General features: G+C 56.1%; 20 protein-coding genes and 2 pseudogenes. 14 read left to right on the top strand and 8 right to left on the bottom strand.

The features are described 5' to 3' along the window. Positions 1-18: 18 nt before the first annotated feature. Positions 19-894, bottom strand: a complete 876-nt coding sequence (locus tag KVQ82_RS11480) for a LysR family transcriptional regulator (RefSeq protein WP_198758496.1) — start codon at positions 892-894, stop codon at positions 19-21. Positions 895-1,004: 110 nt separating this feature from the next. Between KVQ82_RS11480 and KVQ82_RS11475 the strand changes: the two genes are divergently transcribed. The 3 genes from KVQ82_RS11475 to KVQ82_RS11465 all read left to right on the top strand — a co-directional run bounded on the left by KVQ82_RS11475 (position 1,005) and on the right by KVQ82_RS11465 (position 4,309). Further along, the gene (locus KVQ82_RS11475; protein ID WP_222018900.1) at positions 1,005-2,195 is read left to right on the top strand and encodes a YbfB/YjiJ family MFS transporter; all 1,191 of its coding nucleotides are present in this window, start codon (positions 1,005-1,007) and stop codon (positions 2,193-2,195) included. A gap of 61 nt (positions 2,196-2,256) precedes the next feature. Beyond that, positions 2,257-3,255, top strand: coding sequence for an NAD(P)H-quinone oxidoreductase (locus KVQ82_RS11470; RefSeq protein WP_222018899.1), 999 nt, complete (start codon positions 2,257-2,259; stop codon positions 3,253-3,255). Positions 3,256-3,364: 109 nt separating this feature from the next. Further along, the gene (locus KVQ82_RS11465; RefSeq protein WP_222018898.1) at positions 3,365-4,309 is read left to right on the top strand and encodes an alpha/beta hydrolase; all 945 of its coding nucleotides are present in this window, start codon (positions 3,365-3,367) and stop codon (positions 4,307-4,309) included. On the opposite strand, the gene KVQ82_RS11460 is transcribed toward KVQ82_RS11465, so the two are convergent. Continuing rightward, positions 4,306-6,117, bottom strand: a complete 1,812-nt coding sequence (locus KVQ82_RS11460) for an ABC transporter ATP-binding protein (RefSeq protein ID WP_222018897.1) — start codon at positions 6,115-6,117, stop codon at positions 4,306-4,308. The genes KVQ82_RS11465 and KVQ82_RS11460 overlap by 4 nt on opposite strands. Positions 6,118-6,320: 203 nt before the next feature. Between KVQ82_RS11460 and KVQ82_RS11455 the strand changes: the two genes are divergently transcribed. Next, positions 6,321-6,734 carry a VOC family protein gene (locus KVQ82_RS11455; RefSeq protein ID WP_108183164.1) on the top strand — a complete coding sequence of 138 codons (414 nt, stop codon included), beginning with the start codon at positions 6,321-6,323 and terminating at the stop codon, positions 6,732-6,734. 57 nt (positions 6,735-6,791) lie between these two features. Here KVQ82_RS11455 and KVQ82_RS11450 read toward each other — a convergent pair whose 3' ends face one another. Then, on the bottom strand, positions 6,792-7,121 hold the full coding sequence (locus KVQ82_RS11450; protein ID WP_007961262.1) for a hypothetical protein: 330 nt from the start codon (positions 7,119-7,121) through the stop codon (positions 6,792-6,794). A gap of 166 nt (positions 7,122-7,287) precedes the next feature. Here KVQ82_RS11450 and KVQ82_RS11445 point away from each other — a divergent pair, with 166 nt between their 5' ends. The 7 genes from KVQ82_RS11445 (at position 7,288) to KVQ82_RS11415 (ending at position 13,736) form a co-directional block, all read left to right on the top strand. After that, a complete protein-coding gene (locus KVQ82_RS11445) occupies positions 7,288-7,563 on the top strand; it encodes a hypothetical protein (protein WP_041066175.1) in 276 nt (91 codons plus the stop codon). A gap of 70 nt (positions 7,564-7,633) precedes the next feature. Next, positions 7,634-7,837, top strand: a complete 204-nt coding sequence (locus KVQ82_RS11440; protein ID WP_041066334.1) for a hypothetical protein — start codon at positions 7,634-7,636, stop codon at positions 7,835-7,837. Between the two features lie 311 nt (positions 7,838-8,148). After that, positions 8,149-9,495: a site-specific integrase gene (locus KVQ82_RS11435; RefSeq protein WP_222018896.1), complete on the top strand. Its 1,347-nt coding sequence runs from the start codon at positions 8,149-8,151 to the stop codon at positions 9,493-9,495. Between the two features lie 248 nt (positions 9,496-9,743). Next, positions 9,744-11,660 (top strand): hypothetical protein, encoded by a 1,917-nt coding sequence (locus KVQ82_RS11430; protein ID WP_222018895.1) that lies wholly within the window; start codon positions 9,744-9,746, stop codon positions 11,658-11,660. Positions 11,661-12,118: 458 nt separating this feature from the next. Then, complete coding sequence (locus KVQ82_RS11425; RefSeq protein WP_222018894.1) at positions 12,119-12,700, top strand: hypothetical protein; 582 nt, start codon at positions 12,119-12,121, stop codon at positions 12,698-12,700. Further along, a complete protein-coding gene (locus KVQ82_RS11420; RefSeq protein ID WP_222018893.1) occupies positions 12,684-13,058 on the top strand; it encodes a hypothetical protein in 375 nt (124 codons plus the stop codon). The genes KVQ82_RS11425 and KVQ82_RS11420 overlap by 17 nt, the downstream gene beginning before the upstream one ends. 171 nt (positions 13,059-13,229) lie before the next feature. Then, positions 13,230-13,736 carry a hypothetical protein gene (locus tag KVQ82_RS11415; protein ID WP_222018892.1) on the top strand — a complete coding sequence of 169 codons (507 nt, stop codon included), beginning with the start codon at positions 13,230-13,232 and terminating at the stop codon, positions 13,734-13,736. A gap of 45 nt (positions 13,737-13,781) precedes the next feature. On the opposite strand, the pseudogene KVQ82_RS11410 reads toward KVQ82_RS11415, so the two are convergent. The 5 genes and pseudogenes from KVQ82_RS11410 to KVQ82_RS31875 form a co-directional block, all read right to left on the bottom strand. Further along, positions 13,782-14,794: pseudogene (locus KVQ82_RS11410) on the bottom strand (YfjI family protein). A 49-nt stretch (positions 14,795-14,843) separates the two neighbouring features. Then, on the bottom strand, positions 14,844-15,260 hold the full coding sequence (locus tag KVQ82_RS31550) for a YfjI family protein (RefSeq protein ID WP_260688086.1): 417 nt from the start codon (positions 15,258-15,260) through the stop codon (positions 14,844-14,846). Beyond that, the gene (locus KVQ82_RS11405; protein WP_239688446.1) at positions 15,257-15,475 is read right to left on the bottom strand and encodes an AlpA family transcriptional regulator; all 219 of its coding nucleotides are present in this window, start codon (positions 15,473-15,475) and stop codon (positions 15,257-15,259) included. Before KVQ82_RS11405 ends, KVQ82_RS31550 begins: the two co-directional genes overlap by 4 nt. A gap of 318 nt (positions 15,476-15,793) precedes the next feature. After that, positions 15,794-15,982, bottom strand: a complete 189-nt coding sequence (locus KVQ82_RS11400; RefSeq protein ID WP_222018890.1) for a DNA-binding transcriptional regulator — start codon at positions 15,980-15,982, stop codon at positions 15,794-15,796. A 296-nt stretch (positions 15,983-16,278) separates the two neighbouring features. Next, positions 16,279-16,518, bottom strand: coding sequence for an inovirus-type Gp2 protein (locus KVQ82_RS31875; RefSeq protein ID WP_222018889.1), 240 nt, complete (start codon positions 16,516-16,518; stop codon positions 16,279-16,281). Between the two features lie 40 nt (positions 16,519-16,558). Between KVQ82_RS31875 and KVQ82_RS11390 the strand changes: the two are divergent. The 3 genes and pseudogenes from KVQ82_RS11390 to radC form a co-directional block, all read left to right on the top strand. After that, positions 16,559-16,798: pseudogene (locus KVQ82_RS11390) on the top strand (alkaline phosphatase); the annotation flags it as partial. A 107-nt stretch (positions 16,799-16,905) separates the two neighbouring features. Beyond that, entirely contained in the window at positions 16,906-17,826 is a 921-nt protein-coding gene (locus KVQ82_RS11385; RefSeq protein ID WP_222018888.1) for a hydrolase or metal-binding protein, read from the top strand. 52 nt (positions 17,827-17,878) lie between these two features. Then, entirely contained in the window at positions 17,879-18,376 is a 498-nt protein-coding gene (gene radC, locus KVQ82_RS11380; RefSeq protein WP_222018887.1) for a DNA repair protein RadC, read from the top strand. Positions 18,377-18,379: the final 3 nt, after the last annotated feature.

The raw sequence follows: 18,379 nt of genomic DNA, 5'->3' as shown, positions 1-18,379 counted from the left end.
CCAAAGCGCTTTGAGCCGTTACTCATTCTCCAGTGCAAACGCCTCGACAATCTGCTCAATCACCGCCCTGACACGTGCGGTGTGACGTAAGTCCGCATGGGTCACCAGCCAGACCTCATACGGTTGCGGGCGATTGCGTTCCGGCCAGAGCCTGACCAGGCCATCGCGCTCGCCCATGTAGACCGGAATCTCTCCTACGCCCAGACCAGCCGCAATCGAGCGGCGGACCAACAGACTGGAGCTCAGGCTGGCGACGATACGCCCGCGATGCAGCGGCTCGCACACCAGTGTCATGTCCTTGTGCGTCTGCAAATACGGTTGGTAGACCACCAGGTCATGGCCTTCGAACGCCGTACCCTGCGGCGGGATGCCATGGGCGTCGATATACGTCTGTGATGCGAACAATCCCACGGGCCAGCGCGCAATCCGCCGCGCGATCAGATCGGGATTGTCAGGCCGGGTATTGCGCACAGCGATGTCCGCCTCGCGCTTGGCCAGGCTAAGGATCTGCGTGGAAGCGTCCAGTTGCACGCGCACGTCCGGGTGCTGCGCATGCAGGCGGCTAATGGCCGGGATCAGGAAGTCGATGGCCAGTGAATCGGTGGTGCTGACGCGAACGGTGCCGGTCAGACGGTCATCCAGGCCCTGAATCTGCCGCTCAAGCGCCAGCGCCGACTGCTCCATTTTTTCCACGCTTTTGAGCGCGGCTTCGCCGACTGCGGTCAGTGCGTAGCCGTCGGACGTGCGCAGGAACAAGGTCGCGCTCAAGGACTTCTCCAGCGCCGTGATCCGTCGCCCGACGGTCGCCTGATCCACCCCCAGAACCCGCGCTGCGCCGCGTAAGGTCGACTCCCTGCATACCGCGAGAAATACCCGCGCATCATCCCAGTTCATGTTGTCCCGCCCGATGCGAATTTGCATCACTATAAAGCCAAATCGCTGCATTACCGCAGCAAAGATAGCCGATATCCTGAGCGCCATAGACCTCCCTCAGGATTGCTGTCATGCGTACATCGACCTCCGCGTTACCGATTTTCTCGGGGCTATGCGCCAGCCTGGTCGGCATTGGTCTGGCGCGTTTTGCCTATACACCGCTTATTCCCTCGCTGATTCAGGCGCAGTGGTTTTCTGCCAACGACGTGGTGTACCTCGGCGCAGCCAATCTGGTCGGCTATCTGATCGGCGCCCTGCTCGGCCGGCCGCTAGCGCGGCAACTGGGCAATAAAAACGCCCTGCGACTGATGATGCTGCTGGTCACCGCGGCGTTTTTTGCCTGTGCATTTCCATTGTCGGTGAGCTGGTTCTTTGGCTGGCGGTTGCTGTCGGGGATTACCGGCGGTGCAATTATGGTGCTGGTGGCGGCGACTGTACTGCCCCATGTGCCGGCATCCCGCAAAGGGCTGGCCAGCGGTGCGATTTTTCTCGGCATCGGCCTGGGGATCGCAGCCTCCGGCACCCTCGTCCCGCCCTTGTTGAATATGGGCCTGCACGCCACCAGGTTGGGTCTGGGCGGATTGTCGCTGTTGCTGACCGCAATAAGCTGGTTTGGCTGGCCTGCTGATCTCCCGCACCCGACCGCCACTCACGCAGGCGCGACGGTTGAACCAATCCCCTCCGCCGTCTATTTGCTGTTCGGCCAATACGCATTCATGGCCGCAGGTCTGGTGCCGGCCATGGTGTTTCTGGTGGATTACGTCGCTCGTGGGCTCGGTGCCGGGGCGCAGATTGGTGCACTGGTTTGGGTGATGTATGGCCTGGGGGCAATCGTCGGCCCGATAAGTTACGGCTTTCTCGCGGATCGGCTTGGCGCGCGGATGGGGATTCGGCTGGTATTGCTGGTACAGGCGATTGCGCTGGGACTGCTGGCGGTTTCCCACTCCTTCATGGCGTTGGCCGTACTGGCAGTGATCATCGGTTCATTCCCGCCCGGCATCGTCCCGCTGGCCCTGGCTCGCGTGCATGAACTGGTGCCTGATCACCATCGCCAGCAAATCGCCTGGAGCCGCGCCACCGTATCGTTTGCCACGTTTCAGGCGCTGGCCGGATTTGCCTATTCGGCGCTGTTCAATGCCACGGGCGGTCAGCACGCAATGCTCTTCGTGATCGCCGCGGGGGCGATTGCCGTGGCGATCTTGTTGGAGCATGCCCTGAAATGGCTGCCCTCAGCGACTGAACCACGCGTCTGTGAAAATTGAAGGGAATCATTGCCTGCGGGCTGTGCTCCCATCTTCAGAACCTCAAGCAACAGGAATCGACATGACTTTGCCCAACGAAATGACCCGGATCGAAATCACTCAACCTGGTGGCCCCGAAGTCTTGCAAGCCAAGCGTGTGCCCCTGCCCGTCGCCGCAGCCGGTGAAGTGCTGATTCGCGTGCATGCCGCCGGGATCAATCGCCCCGACGCCCTGCAACGGGCAGGCAAATACCCGATGAAGCCGGGCATGAATCCGATTCCCGGTCTGGAAGTGGCCGGCGAAGTGGTGACGCTGGGTGCCGGTGTCAGTCAGTTTGCCGTGGGGGACAAGGTTTGCGCGCTGACCAACGGCGGCGGTTACGCTGAATACTGCACGGTGCCGGCCGGGCAAACCTTGCCGATCCCCGAAGGTCTGGACTGGGTGCAGGCCGCCGCGATCCCCGAAACGTTCTTTACCGTGTGGGCCAACCTGTTCGGTCTCGGCAGCGCCCAACGTGGTCAGCGCGTGCTGATCCACGGTGGCACCAGCGGCATCGGCACCACTGCGCTGATGCTGTGCCGCGAGTACGGCATCGAAGCCTTTGCCACCGCCGGCAGTGCCGATAAATGCGCGGCAATCAGCAAACTGGGTGGGCAGCCGATCAATTATCGCGAACAGGATTTCGCCACGGTCATCGCCGAAAAAACTGCAGGCCAAGGGGTGAACGCGATTCTCGACATCATGGGCGCCTCGTACCTCAACGCAAATGTCAGCGCGCTGGCGATGGATGGCCGGCTGGTGATGCTGGGCTTTCTTGGTGGTGGCAAGGCCAACGACATCGACCTGCTGGGGATCATGGCCAAGCGTGCGGTGATCACTGGCTCATTGCTGCGAGCGCGCACCGCAGAGGAAAAGGCCGACATTGCCGAGCAACTGCGCGAGCACGTGTGGCCGGCGCTGACCGCCGGACGCTGCTTGCCGATCATCGACAAGGTTTATTCGCTGAACGATGCGGCCCAGGCGCATGCGCGCATGGAAGGTGGCGACCACATCGGCAAAATCGTTCTGCGGGTGGATTGAGCTGCTGCATTTTGTAATCGTTGCGAGTAGACGGTGGTCGAAAAACTCACGCGCAGACCGAGCCTTCTGGTAAAAAGCCTTCTTTGTCTGCGCCGTGGTGAACCGTTTAATGTTCCTGTCCTTCATGACCCGTTTGCGTCGTCGCCGTCTGGCGTTCGCCTGCATGGCTGCGCTGATCATTGGCGTGCCGACGAGTTGTGCGGTGCTCGAACACACCGAGCGCAAACTGCTGTTTCGCATCGAACCGGGCACGGCCGGCTGGTATCACGGCCTGCCGGGCAGCGTACAGGAGCTCGACCTGCAGCCCAGGAGTTTCAGGGCCGGGGAGAACATTCATGCCTGGTGGTGGCCGGCGGAAAAAGCCAATGCACCGGCCATTCTCTATCTGCATGGCGTGCGCTGGAACCTCACCGGGCAGTTGTTCCGCATCGAACAATTGCGCGCGGCCGGCTACTCGGTACTGGCCATCGACTATCGCGGTTTCGGCCAGAGCAAGGGCGATCTGCCTTCGGAAAGCAGCGTGTACGAAGATGCCCGTGTGGCGTGGGAACATTTCAAACTGCTGCAGCCAGACCCGAATAAACGCCTGATTTACGGTCACTCGCTAGGCGGTGCCGTGGCCATTGATCTGGCGGCAGAGCTCGGCCAGGACGCCGCGCGGGACCATACACCGCTACCGGTCAAGGGGCTGGTGATCGAGTCGACCTTCACCTCGCTCGCCGACGTGGCCGCCGCCGTGGCCAATACCTCGCTGCCGGTGCGCTGGCTGCTGTCGCAGAAATTCGACTCCATCGACAAGATCGCCGAGATTCACATGCCGCTGTTGGTGGTGCACGGCATGGCCGACGCGTTTGTGCCGCCACGCTTCAGCGAACAACTGTTCAACGCCGCCCGACAACCGAAACGACTGCTGCTGGTGCCAGGCGCAACCCACAACAACAGCATGGCGCTGGGCGGACAGAATTATCGCAAGGCGATCGATGCGCTGATGCAGTCCAGACCCGCGCCGCGCGTGGCCGGGCCGGCAGTGGCCCGCAACGCACAGGATTCCTAGCGATAGCCGCGAGCCTGCAGATCGAACAGTTTGGCGTAGCGTCCATTGCCGGCAATCAGGCTGTCGTGACCGCCCTGCTCCAATATCCGTCCGGCCTCCAGCACAATGATCTGATCGGCGTTGCGCACACTGGAAAAACGATGGGAAATCAGCAGGGTCATGCGACCTTCGGTGTGCTGGCTGAAATGCTCGAACACTGCCGCTTCCGCTGCCGGATCCAGGGCCGAGGTCGGTTCGTCGAGAATCAGGATATCGGCATCGCGGCGCATGTAGGCCCGGGACAAGGCAATCTTCTGCCATTGCCCACCGGACAACTCCTGACCGCCAGCAAACCAGCGGCCCAACTGTGTGGCGTAGCCGCGGTCGAGCCCTTCAATGAACGGCGCAGCCATGCCTTCGGTAGCCGCAGCCTTCCAGCGAGATTCTTCATTGAACGCCAGGGTATCGCCAACGCCGATATTTTCACCCACGGTGAACTGATAGCGGATGTAGTCCTGGAAAATCACGCCGATGCGCCGGCGCAAAGTGGTCTCTTCCCAATCCTGCAAGTCACTGCCATCAAGCAGGATGCGCCCTTGATCCGGCCGATACAGGCGGGTCAGCAGTTTGATCAGGGTGGTCTTGCCTGAACCGTTCTCTCCCACCAGCGCCACGCTCCTGCCCGGCACCAGGTGCAGGTCGATGCCTTCCAGTGCCGCGCGATTGGCGCCCGGATAACGAAAACCAACGTTTTCAAAGCGCAGGCCATCACCCGGGTGCGCGCCGACGGTGAGATGACCGGAATCGGCCAGCACCGGTTCAGCCAGGTATTCGTAAAGGTTCGACAGGTACAAACCGTCTTCGTACAAACCGCTGATCGCACTCAGGCTGCTGCTGACCGCACTCTGCCCCTGCTTGAACAACACCAGGTACATGGTCATTTGGCCGAGACTGATATTGCCGTGCACGGCATCGATCACCACCCACGCATAAGCCAGGTAGAACGCTCCGGTGCCGAGCAAGCCGAGACCAAAACCCCAGCCATCGCGACGCAAGGTCAGGCGCCGATCCTCGGCATAGAGCTTGGCGAACGTGTCCCGATAACGCTGCAGCAGCAACGGCGCAAAGCCGAACAACTTGACCTCTTTGATATAGGCCTCGTGGGACAGCAAGGTTTCGATGTAATTTTGCTGCCGACTTTCCGGGGCCCGGCGGGTAAACAAGCGGAAAGCATCGCCGGAAAAATGTGCCTCGGCAAAGAACACCGGCAACGCGCCGATCACCAGCAACAGCAGTGCCCACGGCGAAAAGTGCACCAGCAGCACACCAAAGCTGATCAGCATGATCAGGTTCTGGATCAGTCCCAGCGACTTCATCACCAACGCCAGCGGTCGAGTCGAGGCTTCACGGCGTACGCGCACCAGCTTGTCATAGAACTCGGAGTTCTCGAACTGCACCAGCGACAGGGTCTGGGCCTTTTCCAGAATCAGCGTGTTGACCTTCTGCCCCAACTGCACCCGTAGTAGCGACTGCTGGACCGACAATGCCCGTTGCGTGCCGGACAATAACGCCAATACCCCCGCTTCCAACAGGACATAACGCAACACCGGCCACAGCGGGGCATCGCCCTGCTGCGCGTGCAACTGCATCGCGGTCACCACCGCATCGACAATACGCTGCCCCAGCCACGCGGCCAGCGCCGGCAGCACACCGGCAATCAGGGTCGCCAGCACCAGCCCCAGAAACAACCCGCGTGATGTCGCCCAAACCAATAGCAAGGCGCGCCGGGCCTGATCGAACAGGGCGTTGAAGCGGGAAATCAAAGGCATGGCAAATCAAGCTCGACAGGTCGTACAGGGTGTCATGGTACTCCGCAGGGTTTATCCGTGCTGAAGCGCGCTGTTTTCAGAAGAAAAACATCTGGAAAAACTCCGGCCGTTACGACGTCCAAAGCTCTGCTATGTTTTTAACCGCCTTTCGCGGAACCTGGCGAAAATCGCCTCTCTCCGCGCCTACTGCCAGGAGCGCAACCATGCGAATCAATCCCTATCTGATCTTCAACGGCAACTGCCGCGAAGCCTTCACTTTTTACGAACAAGCCTTGCAGGGCAAACTCGAAGCGATGATGACTTTCGGCGAAACACCCGCCGCCGAACACGTACCGAAAGAGCACCACAACCTGGTCATCCACACCTGCCTGAAAGTCGGCGACCAGATGATCATGGCCTCCGACACCACGCCCGACCGCCCAACCGGCGGCATGAGCGGTTGCTCGATCTCCCTCAACGTCGACAGCATCGCCGAAGCCGAGCGAGTGTTTGATGCGCTGGCCAAGGACGGGCGCGTCGACATGCCGCTCGAGGCGACGTTCTGGGCCGCCCGTTTCGGCATGCTGGTCGATCGCTTTGGGGTCTCCTGGATGGTCAATTGCGAGAGCGACAAGTGACGCTGACGTATCGTCAGGCATGAAAAAGCCCAACCGTTTCAGGTTGGGCTTTTGGGTTTATCGCTGGGCCAGCTCATGCCGCACGCATTGTTCGTAATAGGTCTGCTTGACTGCCGCCGGCTTGAGCTTCGAAGTGCTGTTGTAGGTCTGCTCGGTAATGCCCATCGCCGTCATGCGCATCCACGGTTGCTGGAACTTGCGCACCTGCAACTGCTTGCGCGCGCCATACAACGAGATCCCCGAGAGCTTCGACTGTTGCGCCCCGGCAGCGATGTCCGAGCCCCAGGTACAGGCAAAACGATGACTCTTGCTCAACTCCCTCGCTTCAATGGCCGAAGCAAAGGCAGCCAGGGAAAGCGTTGCAACGGTTATGACAATCGTCCGCATATAGCCAACCTAACCTTTTGAAAAAAGGCGAGTTTGCCGGGGAAGCTCAGACCTGGGGGCCAGCAAATTGCCGCATGCGCGCGAAGCCAGCCGTTCGTCCAATGAGCAGCACCTTGGTGCGCCTGGTGCCTCCAATGCGGTACACCCCTCACCCAAGGCCAGAAAAATGGACAACAAGATTGCAACCCTGATGCTTGCTAGCCTGATGCTGGCTGGCTCTGCCTTGACACTGGCAACCGAGAAAGCAGGATCGGCCGCACCGCCCACGGCCATCCCAGGCGTCAACCAATCCAGCAACACATCTGAATCAAACGAAGAAAAAGCCAACAAGAAAGGTGAAGAAGCCTCAGGTTCGAACTCGGGCGCAGAATCGAATGAAACCGAGAAAGACGCGGCAACTTCCAGCGACTCGGAAGATATTCAGCGCAAGCCAAAGCAGTAACCACTGGATTGACCGACAACGAACGTCGATCATGCTGGGCATCGCCAATCCCCTGCAGATGAATGAAAGTATGCCCAGCAAAGAAGCGCAAACCCAGGCACCCGCGACCGCCGCTGACATCGAACGCTCGATCCAGGCCCTGAACAAAATGGCGGAACGTTTATGGGGCGATGGCCGAGAGGCAGAAGCAAAGGCACTTCTGGATGCACTGGATGCATTAAACCGGGCCCTGGACCGGATCAGGATTGGTGAGAGCCGGAGGGTTCTGCACTGAGGCGTGGCTTTTTGGCTGCGCACAGCATAGTCGTCCCGCAAAACTCACGCGCATGAAAAAGGCCAATGTCATCAACATTGGCCTAAGTCATTGAAATATATGGTCGGGACGGAGTGATTCGAACACTCTACCCCTAGCACCCCATAAAGGTGAATTACAATCCAAAGCAATCTTGCGAAATCTAACGAGAAGCTTGTGCTCCCTTATTTTGCTGGGCTCTAGCTATTTTGCAGTCCAAAGATATCCGATAGAATTCGAACAAAGCCAATCTCAATTGGCAACGAATTGGCAACTGGAGAAACGGACTGAGAATGGCGAAGATCACGGACAGGCAGATGACGGCCAAGCCGGGCAACAATGATAAATGGCTGAGCGAGGTTGCCATCTGGGGGCATGGTAGTTTGGTAGCTCGCATTACAGCCAGCGGTGAGCGTCTTTTCTATTTTCGCTACTCAAACAGCAGCAGCGAGCGCGTCACCTACCCCATCGGCACCTATAGCCGTAATGGCTCGGAAGGCACAATGACGCTCGCCGAGGCAGGCCAACGAGCCAAAGAGCTCGCCGGCCTGCATAAGACGGGAATCCGTGATATTCGGGAACATTTGACGGCCGAGGAAGCTTCCCGCCTAGCTGCACGCGATGCCGAACTTGCCCGTATTAGCTCAGAAAAAGCCGCTGTAGAAGCAGAACAAGCTCGGCAGGCTGCGAGGAAAAGCGTCACTGAGCTATTCGAACACTGGGTCAAGGTTGACCTGATCAACCGCAAAGACAAAGGCGCAGAGGTACGTCGTATGTTTGAAAAAGACGTCCTACCAGTCCTAGGAAGCCTGGCAGTAGCTGACGTTAAAAAAAGCCATATCACAGTAGTGACCGACGCCATGCTAGCCCGAGGAGTCAATCGCGCTGCGAAAATTGCCTTTTCCCTTATGCGCCAAATGTTCCGCTTTGCAGTGGATCGCGACTTGATTGAATACGATCCTACCGCCAGCATTCGCAAAGCGAAGATCGGTGGCAAGGATGTCGAGCGTGACCGCGTGTTGAGTGATGAAGAGATCCGCACATTGACTAAGTTAGCCCCCAACGCCGGACTGTTGCCTTCCACCGAAGCCGCTATCTGGATTGCTCTCTCGACCTGCTGCCGTATTGGCGAGTTGCTTGGCGCACGCTGGGAACATCTAAACTTGGTCAAGGGCACTTGGCTGATTCCTGCCGAGAACAGCAAAAACGGCAAACCCCATAGCATTACTCTGTCACCGTTTGCCGTCAGACAGTTCGAGTACGTCCGAGTGCATAATGGCACCTCTACGTGGTGCTATCCCAACACCGACGACAGCGGCCCAGTCTGCTCCAAGACAGTGACCAAGCAGTTGGGGGACAGACAACGTCAACCTGATCAAGGCACCATGAGCCGTCGCAGTGCCAAAGCACAGGCTCTATTGCTTCCTGGCGGCAAGTGGACACCACACGATTTAAGACGCACTGGCGCCACAGTCATGACGGCATTGGGTGTTCTTCCTGAAGTGGCAGAGCGCTGCCTTAACCACACAGAAGAAAACAAGGTAAAGCGCACTTACCAACGCCACAGCTACACAAACGAAATGTCGGAGGCCTGGAACAGACTTGGTGAACACCTAGACCTAGCCACGCGCAGTACCTAGTCTTACGCTCTCGATAAAAAAATAATCACTACTCGGATGCCAACTCTAGGTGAACCCTAGCCTCAGTCGCTGTTCATCGAGCAGCTGGTTTGGGGTGGGGCGACGCTCGCCTAAGCCTGAATATCACTCGCAAACCAGCCTTGAGTTAGCGCATTGATGTGGCTTTATGCTATCAATGCGCCAGATCAAACTAGGTAGCTATCAACGCAGCTACACCGAGGGACCGATTCCGGGGGACAAGGAAGCTCATGACAACACCCAAAGGGACTAACGCCACCTACCTTCGCCCATTCGCAAGCTTTCTACTCTACGAGTGGGACACGCCACCGAAGGCCGCGATGGTCGCTGCGGCATTGGCCGGGCTGCAAGCGTCGCTGATGTCAACCCTGCCGCTCAGCATGCGCGTCGTTGACGGCATCAGTGTAAAGAAACTTTCGAGTGTTGCCGCATCCGCTTTCTACGTGGTGCATCACTCGCGCCCCGCATGGACGAATGATCCAAGTGTGGTGGACGTGATGCACCATACGGTCATCCTGCTGAGCTACAAGCGGTACCTGGGTGTTGTTGTATCTGATCCTGGTCTGCGCCTGATAGTAGAGCGCGAGCTGGTCAACCACTCCACGATCAAGAAGCTGGACTCGGAAGAATTGGAGAATGCATTAGTCAGGGAAACGCCGCTACGGACTTTATGGCTCCGTTCTGCCCATCGCCCGAACCGACGTAAAGCCGACAGCAAGGTGCTAATTGGGCAGTATTTGCAGGAGGCGCTGAACCCGCTGGATGACCGCACCTTCACGTCACCATCCATGCGTGCGGAGGCACAGTTAAATCCTGCTGGCAAGGCCTCCGTGGTGGGGGTCACGACGCAGCGATCCTACGTATGGCTGGGGCCTTGTCAAAGCTTCGCCGAGTTGCAGAACGCGTTCAAATCATTGACTGATTATTTGACGCAACGCCGAAGCACTCAGCGCAAGGCCATCCCGGTGCTGGCAAAGACGCTAGCCAAGTCGCCCAAGGCTGGCGACGTAGTTCAAGCGTTTGATTTCTCTTTCTTGGCATCCTACGCCATTGCGGGTTTGGATCAGCCAACCCTCGCTGCGCTGGAGCACGCGGAGGCGGACTTGAGCATCGAAACCATTGGCAGTGCTGGCCAGGATTTCTTGCTCGCGATAACCGACGCCCAGCACCCTAATAGCCGGTGCTCTCAAGGACTTTGGCACGTCGTTGTAGAGGTGAAACTCGGCGCCACCAGGGCGACTGTGTCGGCCTCGTTAAACGGCACCTCGGCGGGCTGGCCCTCCTGGGGAAAATTCAAGGCGCTGTTTGATCAGAAGCATCTATGGAGCGTTTGGTACGAATCTGGCCAAACGTTTTCCGATGGTGATTGGGTATGGGTCGATCCCCGAAACTCAGCTTACGGGGGCGAAATCCTCTCGGTGGTTTTTGATGATAAGCGGTGGAAGGTTAGTCAGGAGAAACCGCTACTAGGTAGAAGCGTGCAGTGGGACGATATTGCCAATAGCACTGATAGCAGCCTGTTTTCATGGTGGATACATGAGGGTTACGCTTTCTGTTTTCCATCGGTCAAGAGCCCATTCAGTTCGGGTGAATTCGCGCTCGCACTATGTGACGACGGCGCAGGAGAAATTGGCGATTTCGTCATGCTGGTCAAGCATGCGGGGTTCGCCACGATGACCAATCCGTCTTCGCTGGCCGTCATCGTTGTGCATTTAAAAGGTGCCGCGAGCAGCAAGAAGCGGGCAATGGCGCCTAAGCAATATGAAGAGGTGCTGGGGCAGGCCACGAAGAACCTGAGCTGGATGTACTTCCCGGATCTTGTGACGGGCCTGAAGAAAGACCTGATGAGCGGCAAGAATCTATTGTGGCATTGGAATGGCCATGCTTTTGACAAAGTCCTGCAGCACAAACAGAAGCTCGCCAAGAGCGCGCCGCAGCTCAAAATGTTGGATGAATTCGATGGTCGGCGGGCTCATAGCTTTGTTGTGGTGGTACAGCCTCACCAAGATGCAGATGAATTCATCACGGCGATGGCGAAGTCACCCGTTGATTACAAAACGCGACTGTTGTCGACGTTGCTGTGTGCGGCAGATGGAGCGTGTCGCGGTTCGTCGACGACGTTGAAAGTGGTGATGTCGAAAACGTAGAAGCGCTAGCAGCCACGGCTGCATGTAACCCAAGGAGCGTCACTTTTGGCCGAAGAATTTGGCTTGCTGAGTTGCGCCTGCAGAAGGCGGAATCGGGACTTCTACACATCATCTGCACATCATCTGCTGGCGCTGCCACGGCCGCACACCTGAATGCTCAGACTCGCACACTGGGGTTGTCGGACGCGACTGGAGGTGGCGAGTCTAGCTACGTCGAGCTTGGGGCATAGCTGATGGATTTTAATTTCACTGCTGCCCATCTATGCGATAGCAACTCGATAATATTACTCGCCCGCTGCGCCGGCAGCCGCGTCAGCATTTCTTTGAAATAAGCATACCGATTGGCTTCAACATCGCTGCTAATCTGTCACTCCAATCCGCTAAATCGGGACGTAAACGTGTCATTTAGGAATATCGGGGAGCCGAGGCCATCAGCGCCTTGTATAGATACTGTGGCGATGCTACTCACCCAAGCAAAAAATGTCGTGCAGCAAGTATTTGATCTGCGAGGAATCGCTCCACCTGCGCAAATGCAGCACTTACAGTCAGTGTATGAAAGGATGGAGATTCAGCCTCATCAGGACAAAAAAGTCGATTTGACCATCCGCCAAGGCAAGGTCGCGATTGGAGAGCAGTTGACCGAGCATGCCGACGCTGCCCTACAGCAAGCAGTCTATGTGAAGCTTGTCCACGATAATCACCTACCGCTACAGAGTGTGCCGGGAGCAGCCGCCGCATACGAGCTTTGCCTACAGGATATGATCACAGCCTTGATGCGAGCCAATCGTCACCTGGCGATGCTCGAGGCGCTCAAGAACCTAGAAGGCAAACATTACAGCGTGCGCGGTGCCAAGGGGGGGCATGCCAAAAACATGCAGCCCTCCAGCAAGATGGCCTCTCAACTTATTCACGCCATGGTTAAGGGCATGCTCCATAACAACCCTGAGCTCGCGACTAGAAATAAGACCGACGTAGCCGATGCGATGGCGACCCGCATTTATAAATGCCAACCGCGAATTCGAGATGCTGGATATCGCTAATCTCGATGGCTTGAAGCAAGAGGTGCGCGATCTTCTGATCAGCTTTGCCAATAATGGCAAGCGAGGCAACCGGCGACAGGCAGACCGCCTGAGACTCGGACATATCCTGCGCCACTCGTTTCCCAAGCGGGATACGGAAGAAGCGCGCCAGATGGATGTCGATGCAGCGCGCACCCTAGGACGGATCGAAGGCGTGAGAACAGCGTTGGCTCTGCAACTTCAGATGCGCTTTGGAGAGTTACCTATGTCAGCTATAGAAACGCTCGAAGCTGCAGACAATCTGGATCAACTGCAAGCCTACCTAGAGCGGCTGACAGAGGCCCGATCGCTGGATGACGTTATGCAGAATAGCCAATGAGTTAATTACCCGATTGAAAACGCCACCTTGACGGATGGCAACCTCGATTGCCCACTTTTGGTAGTAGAGGAAATAAAAGCGAGCAGCCGTCATTCAAAAATGGAGGTAATCAAAGATGAGTCATGGCAAGCTGGCTTAAAAGGCATTAACGCTAAATTTGGAGGGTAGGACATGAGAATTCCACGCATCGACAACCACGCGGCGCAGGAGCAGATTGACGCGGCCACCGAGCTCTTGGCAGCTTACGAGCACGATCTTGAGAGAGAGGCCGCCGAGCTTCAACAAACTAAACGTGAAAAAGTCGAGCTGACAGCGCTTATTAGCTACGCGGAGCGCTCAGAAGAACGTCTGGCTGTCCTGCGCGAATCCGTGGCTGGCGAAGACTACAGTCAAAACGAACTCAGCCACTGCGGCGCGGATACGCTGGTGCAGTACAGCCGTTTTTTAGCGCTGGTCAACTCTCACATAAATTCCTGTGAACGGCGCGTCGGCGAGATAAATAAAGCGATTGAGCTACTTAGGAGCGACGTTGAGATGTTGACTATAATCTCTACAGCCCGTTTCCGGCAGGTCTATTCCTACTGCACGTTCAGAACGCCTGGTTGGAGCTTTTTCCGTCTTCACAACAAGGCACCGAAGCGTCAACTGAACATCGTCTCGCTAAGCAAGTTTTTGTAATGCCTTAGTGACCAGCACCCATTATCTCGATGCGCGCACCCCCCTCTAAATTGAAGACTTGTAAGGGGAGAGAACAGTTCTAGTAATTAAATTACTCATCGAGCGTTCAGGAAAAATATCTAAATATGTGACATTTCCAGACTTTGACAATAAAACCTTTCCCTGAGACGACAGCACTTCAATAGCTTGATCTAAGCGCTTTACTTTTCGCAACTGACCCGGCCCCTTTTGCAGTATAGCGTTCTTTGCCAAAAACCTCTCGCCGACCTCTCGTCTTACTTGTAGCCAGGCATCCAACTCGTGGGCATCGATCTCCTCTTGAGGTAGCGATGCAAACATACGCAAAAACTCATTAGAGTACCAAAAGCAAACATCAATAGCCGCCTCCAAAGTTTCCATCGCTATATCCCCACCTCTTTTCTCGAAGAAATGAAATAAAGCAGCAACCCTTGCGACATTGTCAGCCAACTTTGATGCATGATCCCCCATGCCAAAGTATCGCCCCCCGGCCTAATCTCCGACTCAACCGCATTAAAAACGGTTATCCATCTTTGAGCCGCCTCCTGAGAGAACCTAACCACCAACCTCGGCTTAGCGGGATCAGTCAGAAACTCAACACTGCTTTTAAGTATCTCCATAATGCGTTCAGAAAATCTTTCACAACAATTCCAGGGCGTATCCCCTCCCGCAATTAACCTAGTTCCCTGGGTCGACTTGGGGTTGCAAACCAGAAACCTAGCCCACAAGCCAGATCCACGTGATCTTTCGCCATGCTTCTGCATATAGCTGAAAAACGAATTTTCTTGAACCATTAGAGACACCGTCAGCCGTGCTCTTACCTCATAACTTTCAGATGAAACACGGTCAACGGTTATTACATCCCCGCTCCATAAAGCATTCTGCTTTGACAGATCATTGAATGCCCTGCCCGTCAACACTCCCCCACCCTCACTAGAGATGAGCCCAGCCGTTGGGATGTTCTGGTGCAATCCCAGAAACAAAGCCTCTGACGTAGAGTCTTCGTAAAGCAACTTAAATCGTCGAGGCTTGACCGGCATACGGGCCTCATGATCCATGAATTGTTTACATGCCTCATCTCCATCCTTGTTATCTGATTGGAGAGTTTTTTTTCAAAATTGACTTTCGGCGACTTTCCCAGATTGATTGCCTCGCACTCCAGTCAGAAAGTTCTTTCTGATAAATCACATCCATCTCATCCTGAAAGCGTCTAACCCCTCTCAAAAATACGTTCTCCGCAGTCGACTTCCTCTCCCCGGAATTGGCCACTGTGAGCAGCATTAGTGATGCTGGAACGACTTGGCCATTTGGTTTACAAACATCAATTAAACCTTGAGCTGCCGTCGCTATGGCTGTTAGCGCAGACGAAAAAACAAGCGCACGCGGGGCTTTTATATTGCGTTCACCCTCATCTACTGCACCCACTATAACCGGCAAAGCCATAGACCTTGGAAAGGCTTCTCCTGGAATAGGAAGCCAACTAGATACGTCATTAAAGAAGCTCACAGATCAACCCCTGAAGAATTCACACTGCCAGCATTCCGACTTTTTGCAATTCGAAAATCAATCCACCGACAGACATCTTCCTCAATCCAACCTACAGCGGACGCCCCCAACTTAATTGGCTTTGGAAAATTGCAGTCGTACCTTGGCGACATCGGATTTAGGCGATCATAAATGGTCGATGTACTCAGCCCCAGGCACTCTCGTAACTGCCGCATGCGTAAAATTCTTAACATAGGTTTACTACTGTTTTCTTTGATCATTTCTACACCCTCTACGACTATGGATTCGATGAGAAGGACTTTAAGGCTCCTGCCACTCCTAGTCATCGAAGGTGCTAAACGCCCTATCCACCCTAAGCAGATCTATAGACATTTCCATGCATTTTGTGCATGTCGCCTTCGCCCCTTCGAATCTGCCAGGGTCACTGCAGCTGCTATTCCTGCGATTAATAGCAAAAATAGCAGCCGTACTCTCCCCTACACCTGCTCAAGCCTCCCTTACGGCTCCCCCCCTTAGCCTGAATAATTCAACAGCTATGAAGCAGCCTGCCGATCAACCCATTGCAGCAGCAAGGCCCTGCCAGGCCCCTTTGGTTGTCGTCGACCCTGCTCCCAGTCCTGCAGCGTGCGCGAGCTGATCCCCAACTGCTTAGCGAGCTCCTGCTGGGTTAGGTTCAATCGTTGGCGCAGACAAGATACTTGTCTAATGATGCCGGAAGACATTGAGCAGCCTTGTATGGGATAATGCTGTCTCTTTGGCCCTTGCTGAGGGGGCTGCACTGAGGATTCCAAGTTAGCAGTTATAAAAGTTGATAAGGGAACTGCGAAACTTACAGACGAAGGCTCCGCTGTCTCCTGCGAATGCCCCCGTGACTGACTTTCATACTCAGGGTGCCGGGTGAGAAACTCACGACGCCAATGCTCGCTGTAGCTCATGCGAAAGACTCCTTTTCTAGTGAGAAACAGTGCGGCATTGCCGCACCATAGAATAGGCATGTTGAACACCTAATTAATCGTGCTCAGACCCTGCTAGTGGTAAACACGGCAAATCCCTGCCCAAGTTCCTGTGACTTACTGTAGGCCTTGCACAAGTAACTCATGGCATAGACCACTGGTTTGAGCGAGTCGGGAAAACGCCGCTCCAGACACTGGTATACCTGGCCACTGAGTTTGTCCTGGCAGGCATGTACCAACCCTGACATGTCGTGTGCGGCACACCCAATTGCCCAAGCCCAAGCGCGTACGATGCGATGAAACAAGTTATCCCTGCTGTAGGTGCCGTCTTTGCAAGTTACCGCACTTCAGAGCGTGCGAGAGTCGATTGCACTACAAGAGAAGCAGGAAGCCAAGCTCAAGCAAACGTTGCAACAGGCCATGGGTAATGCCAGTCGGGCGACCTTCGCCACCGGCTGCATCACTTGGAAAAAAGCCAAAGACAGCATGGCCCTGGATATCCCCCGTCTGTTGAAAGAAAAGCCCCACCTGCAAGTGCGCTACTCGACCACCAAAACCGGCAGTCGGCGTTTTCTGCTGGCCTGAACGCTCGTTCGCTCTCCCCCTTATTTCCATGCCCTTTCTCTCCATCGCCACCCTGGCCGTTTGCGCGGTCTCGGTGGCGTTTTTATTTCAGATACAGGAGAACTCCCATGCTCAAAGGTTTAGCCATCACTCCCCCGATTTTGGGCCGAATCTCCATCGGCAAAGTCGTCGAAAAGAACGGAAAACGTCTGCCGGAAAAGGACGATCAGTTCACTATTACTTCGCAGGTACAGAGCCGTGACGGCTGGTTACTGCATCCACTCAATGAAGAGCTGCGCAATGGCCAGGACGGCAAGTTGCGCGGCATTCCGATCCGGCTGCTATTCAACGAGCCCGATCTCAACTTTCGGGCTGACTACAGCCTGTTCGACCGAAACACGGGTCGGCCACTCTGCGTAGGCAATGGTGAGACCTGCAAGCGCTTGACCAAGGATGGCATCCAGTCGTTGCCCTGCCCTTCACCGGATGGCTGCTCCCTAGCCCAAGGCAATGCCTGCAAGCCTTACGGCCGGCTGAACGTGGTGATTGGCGAGGACGATCCACTGGGCAGTTTTGTCTTTCGTACCACTGGGTTCAACAGCATTCGCACACTGACAGCGCGTCTGCATTACCTGCAAGCCATCTCCGGCGATCGTCTGGCCTGTCTGCCACTGGAGTTGCGTCTACGCGGTAAATCCACCCGGCAGAGCCATGGCACGCCGATCTTCTACGTGGACATCACGGTGCGCAGTGGCTTGAACATGGAAGACGCCTTGCTGGAAGCCAAGCAGTTGGATGAAGCCCGACAAGTCTCGAGCTTTGACCAGAGCGCCTTGGATCACGCAGCCCGGCAGGGCTTTAACAATGGGGCCTTTGAAGACAGTGAGGAGGACACCGGGGCCATCGTCGAGGAGTTCTTCCCCGCCAGTGAAGATCAGCCCTGCCCTGTAGAGCCCCAGCCCCAACTGGCACCGCCTGCCAAATCCTCACTCGGCCAAAAGCTGGAGTCGCAAGCCACGCGGCACAGCAGCAGGCCCTCGGCGCAGTAATGCCCTTCTCAACCTATCCAGCGTGCTCCCTCATTCGTACAGGAATACCGTCATGAAGTATCACAAACTCAAAGCCGGTGAAACGACCGGCACCTATGTCATGGAATCCCCCGTCACAGAGGCCGACATCCTGCAGATGGCTCAACAACTGGCGATGAGTCGTCTGTCTAAAGGCCGGGCACTGACTGAGCCGAAGCAGGTCTTTAGCCACCTGCAAACACTGCTTCAGTACCACGAGCACGAAGTCTTTGCTTTGCTACTACTCGACACCAAGCACCGGGTTATTGGCTTTAGAGAGTTGTTCCGAGGCACGCTGGATGGGGCCAGCGTGTACCCGCGGGAAGTGGTCAAGATCGCTCTAGAGCACAACGCCGCAGCCGTAATTATGGTTCACAATCATCCCTCCGGTGACCCGGAACCCAGCCAAGCCGATCGCACGCTCACCGCCACCCTCAAGAACGCCCTGAACATGGTCGGTACCCGGATATTGGATCATGTCGTGGTGGGCCATGAAGGCTGCGTGTCGTTGGCTGAACGAGGTTACATGTAGTCC

It is taken from the genome of Pseudomonas sp. AO-1 (assembly GCF_019775695.1).
Taxonomy (GTDB): Bacteria; Pseudomonadota; Gammaproteobacteria; order Pseudomonadales; family Pseudomonadaceae; genus Aquipseudomonas; species Aquipseudomonas parakoreensis.
This window is presented reverse-complemented; position numbering and strand designations above follow the sequence as displayed.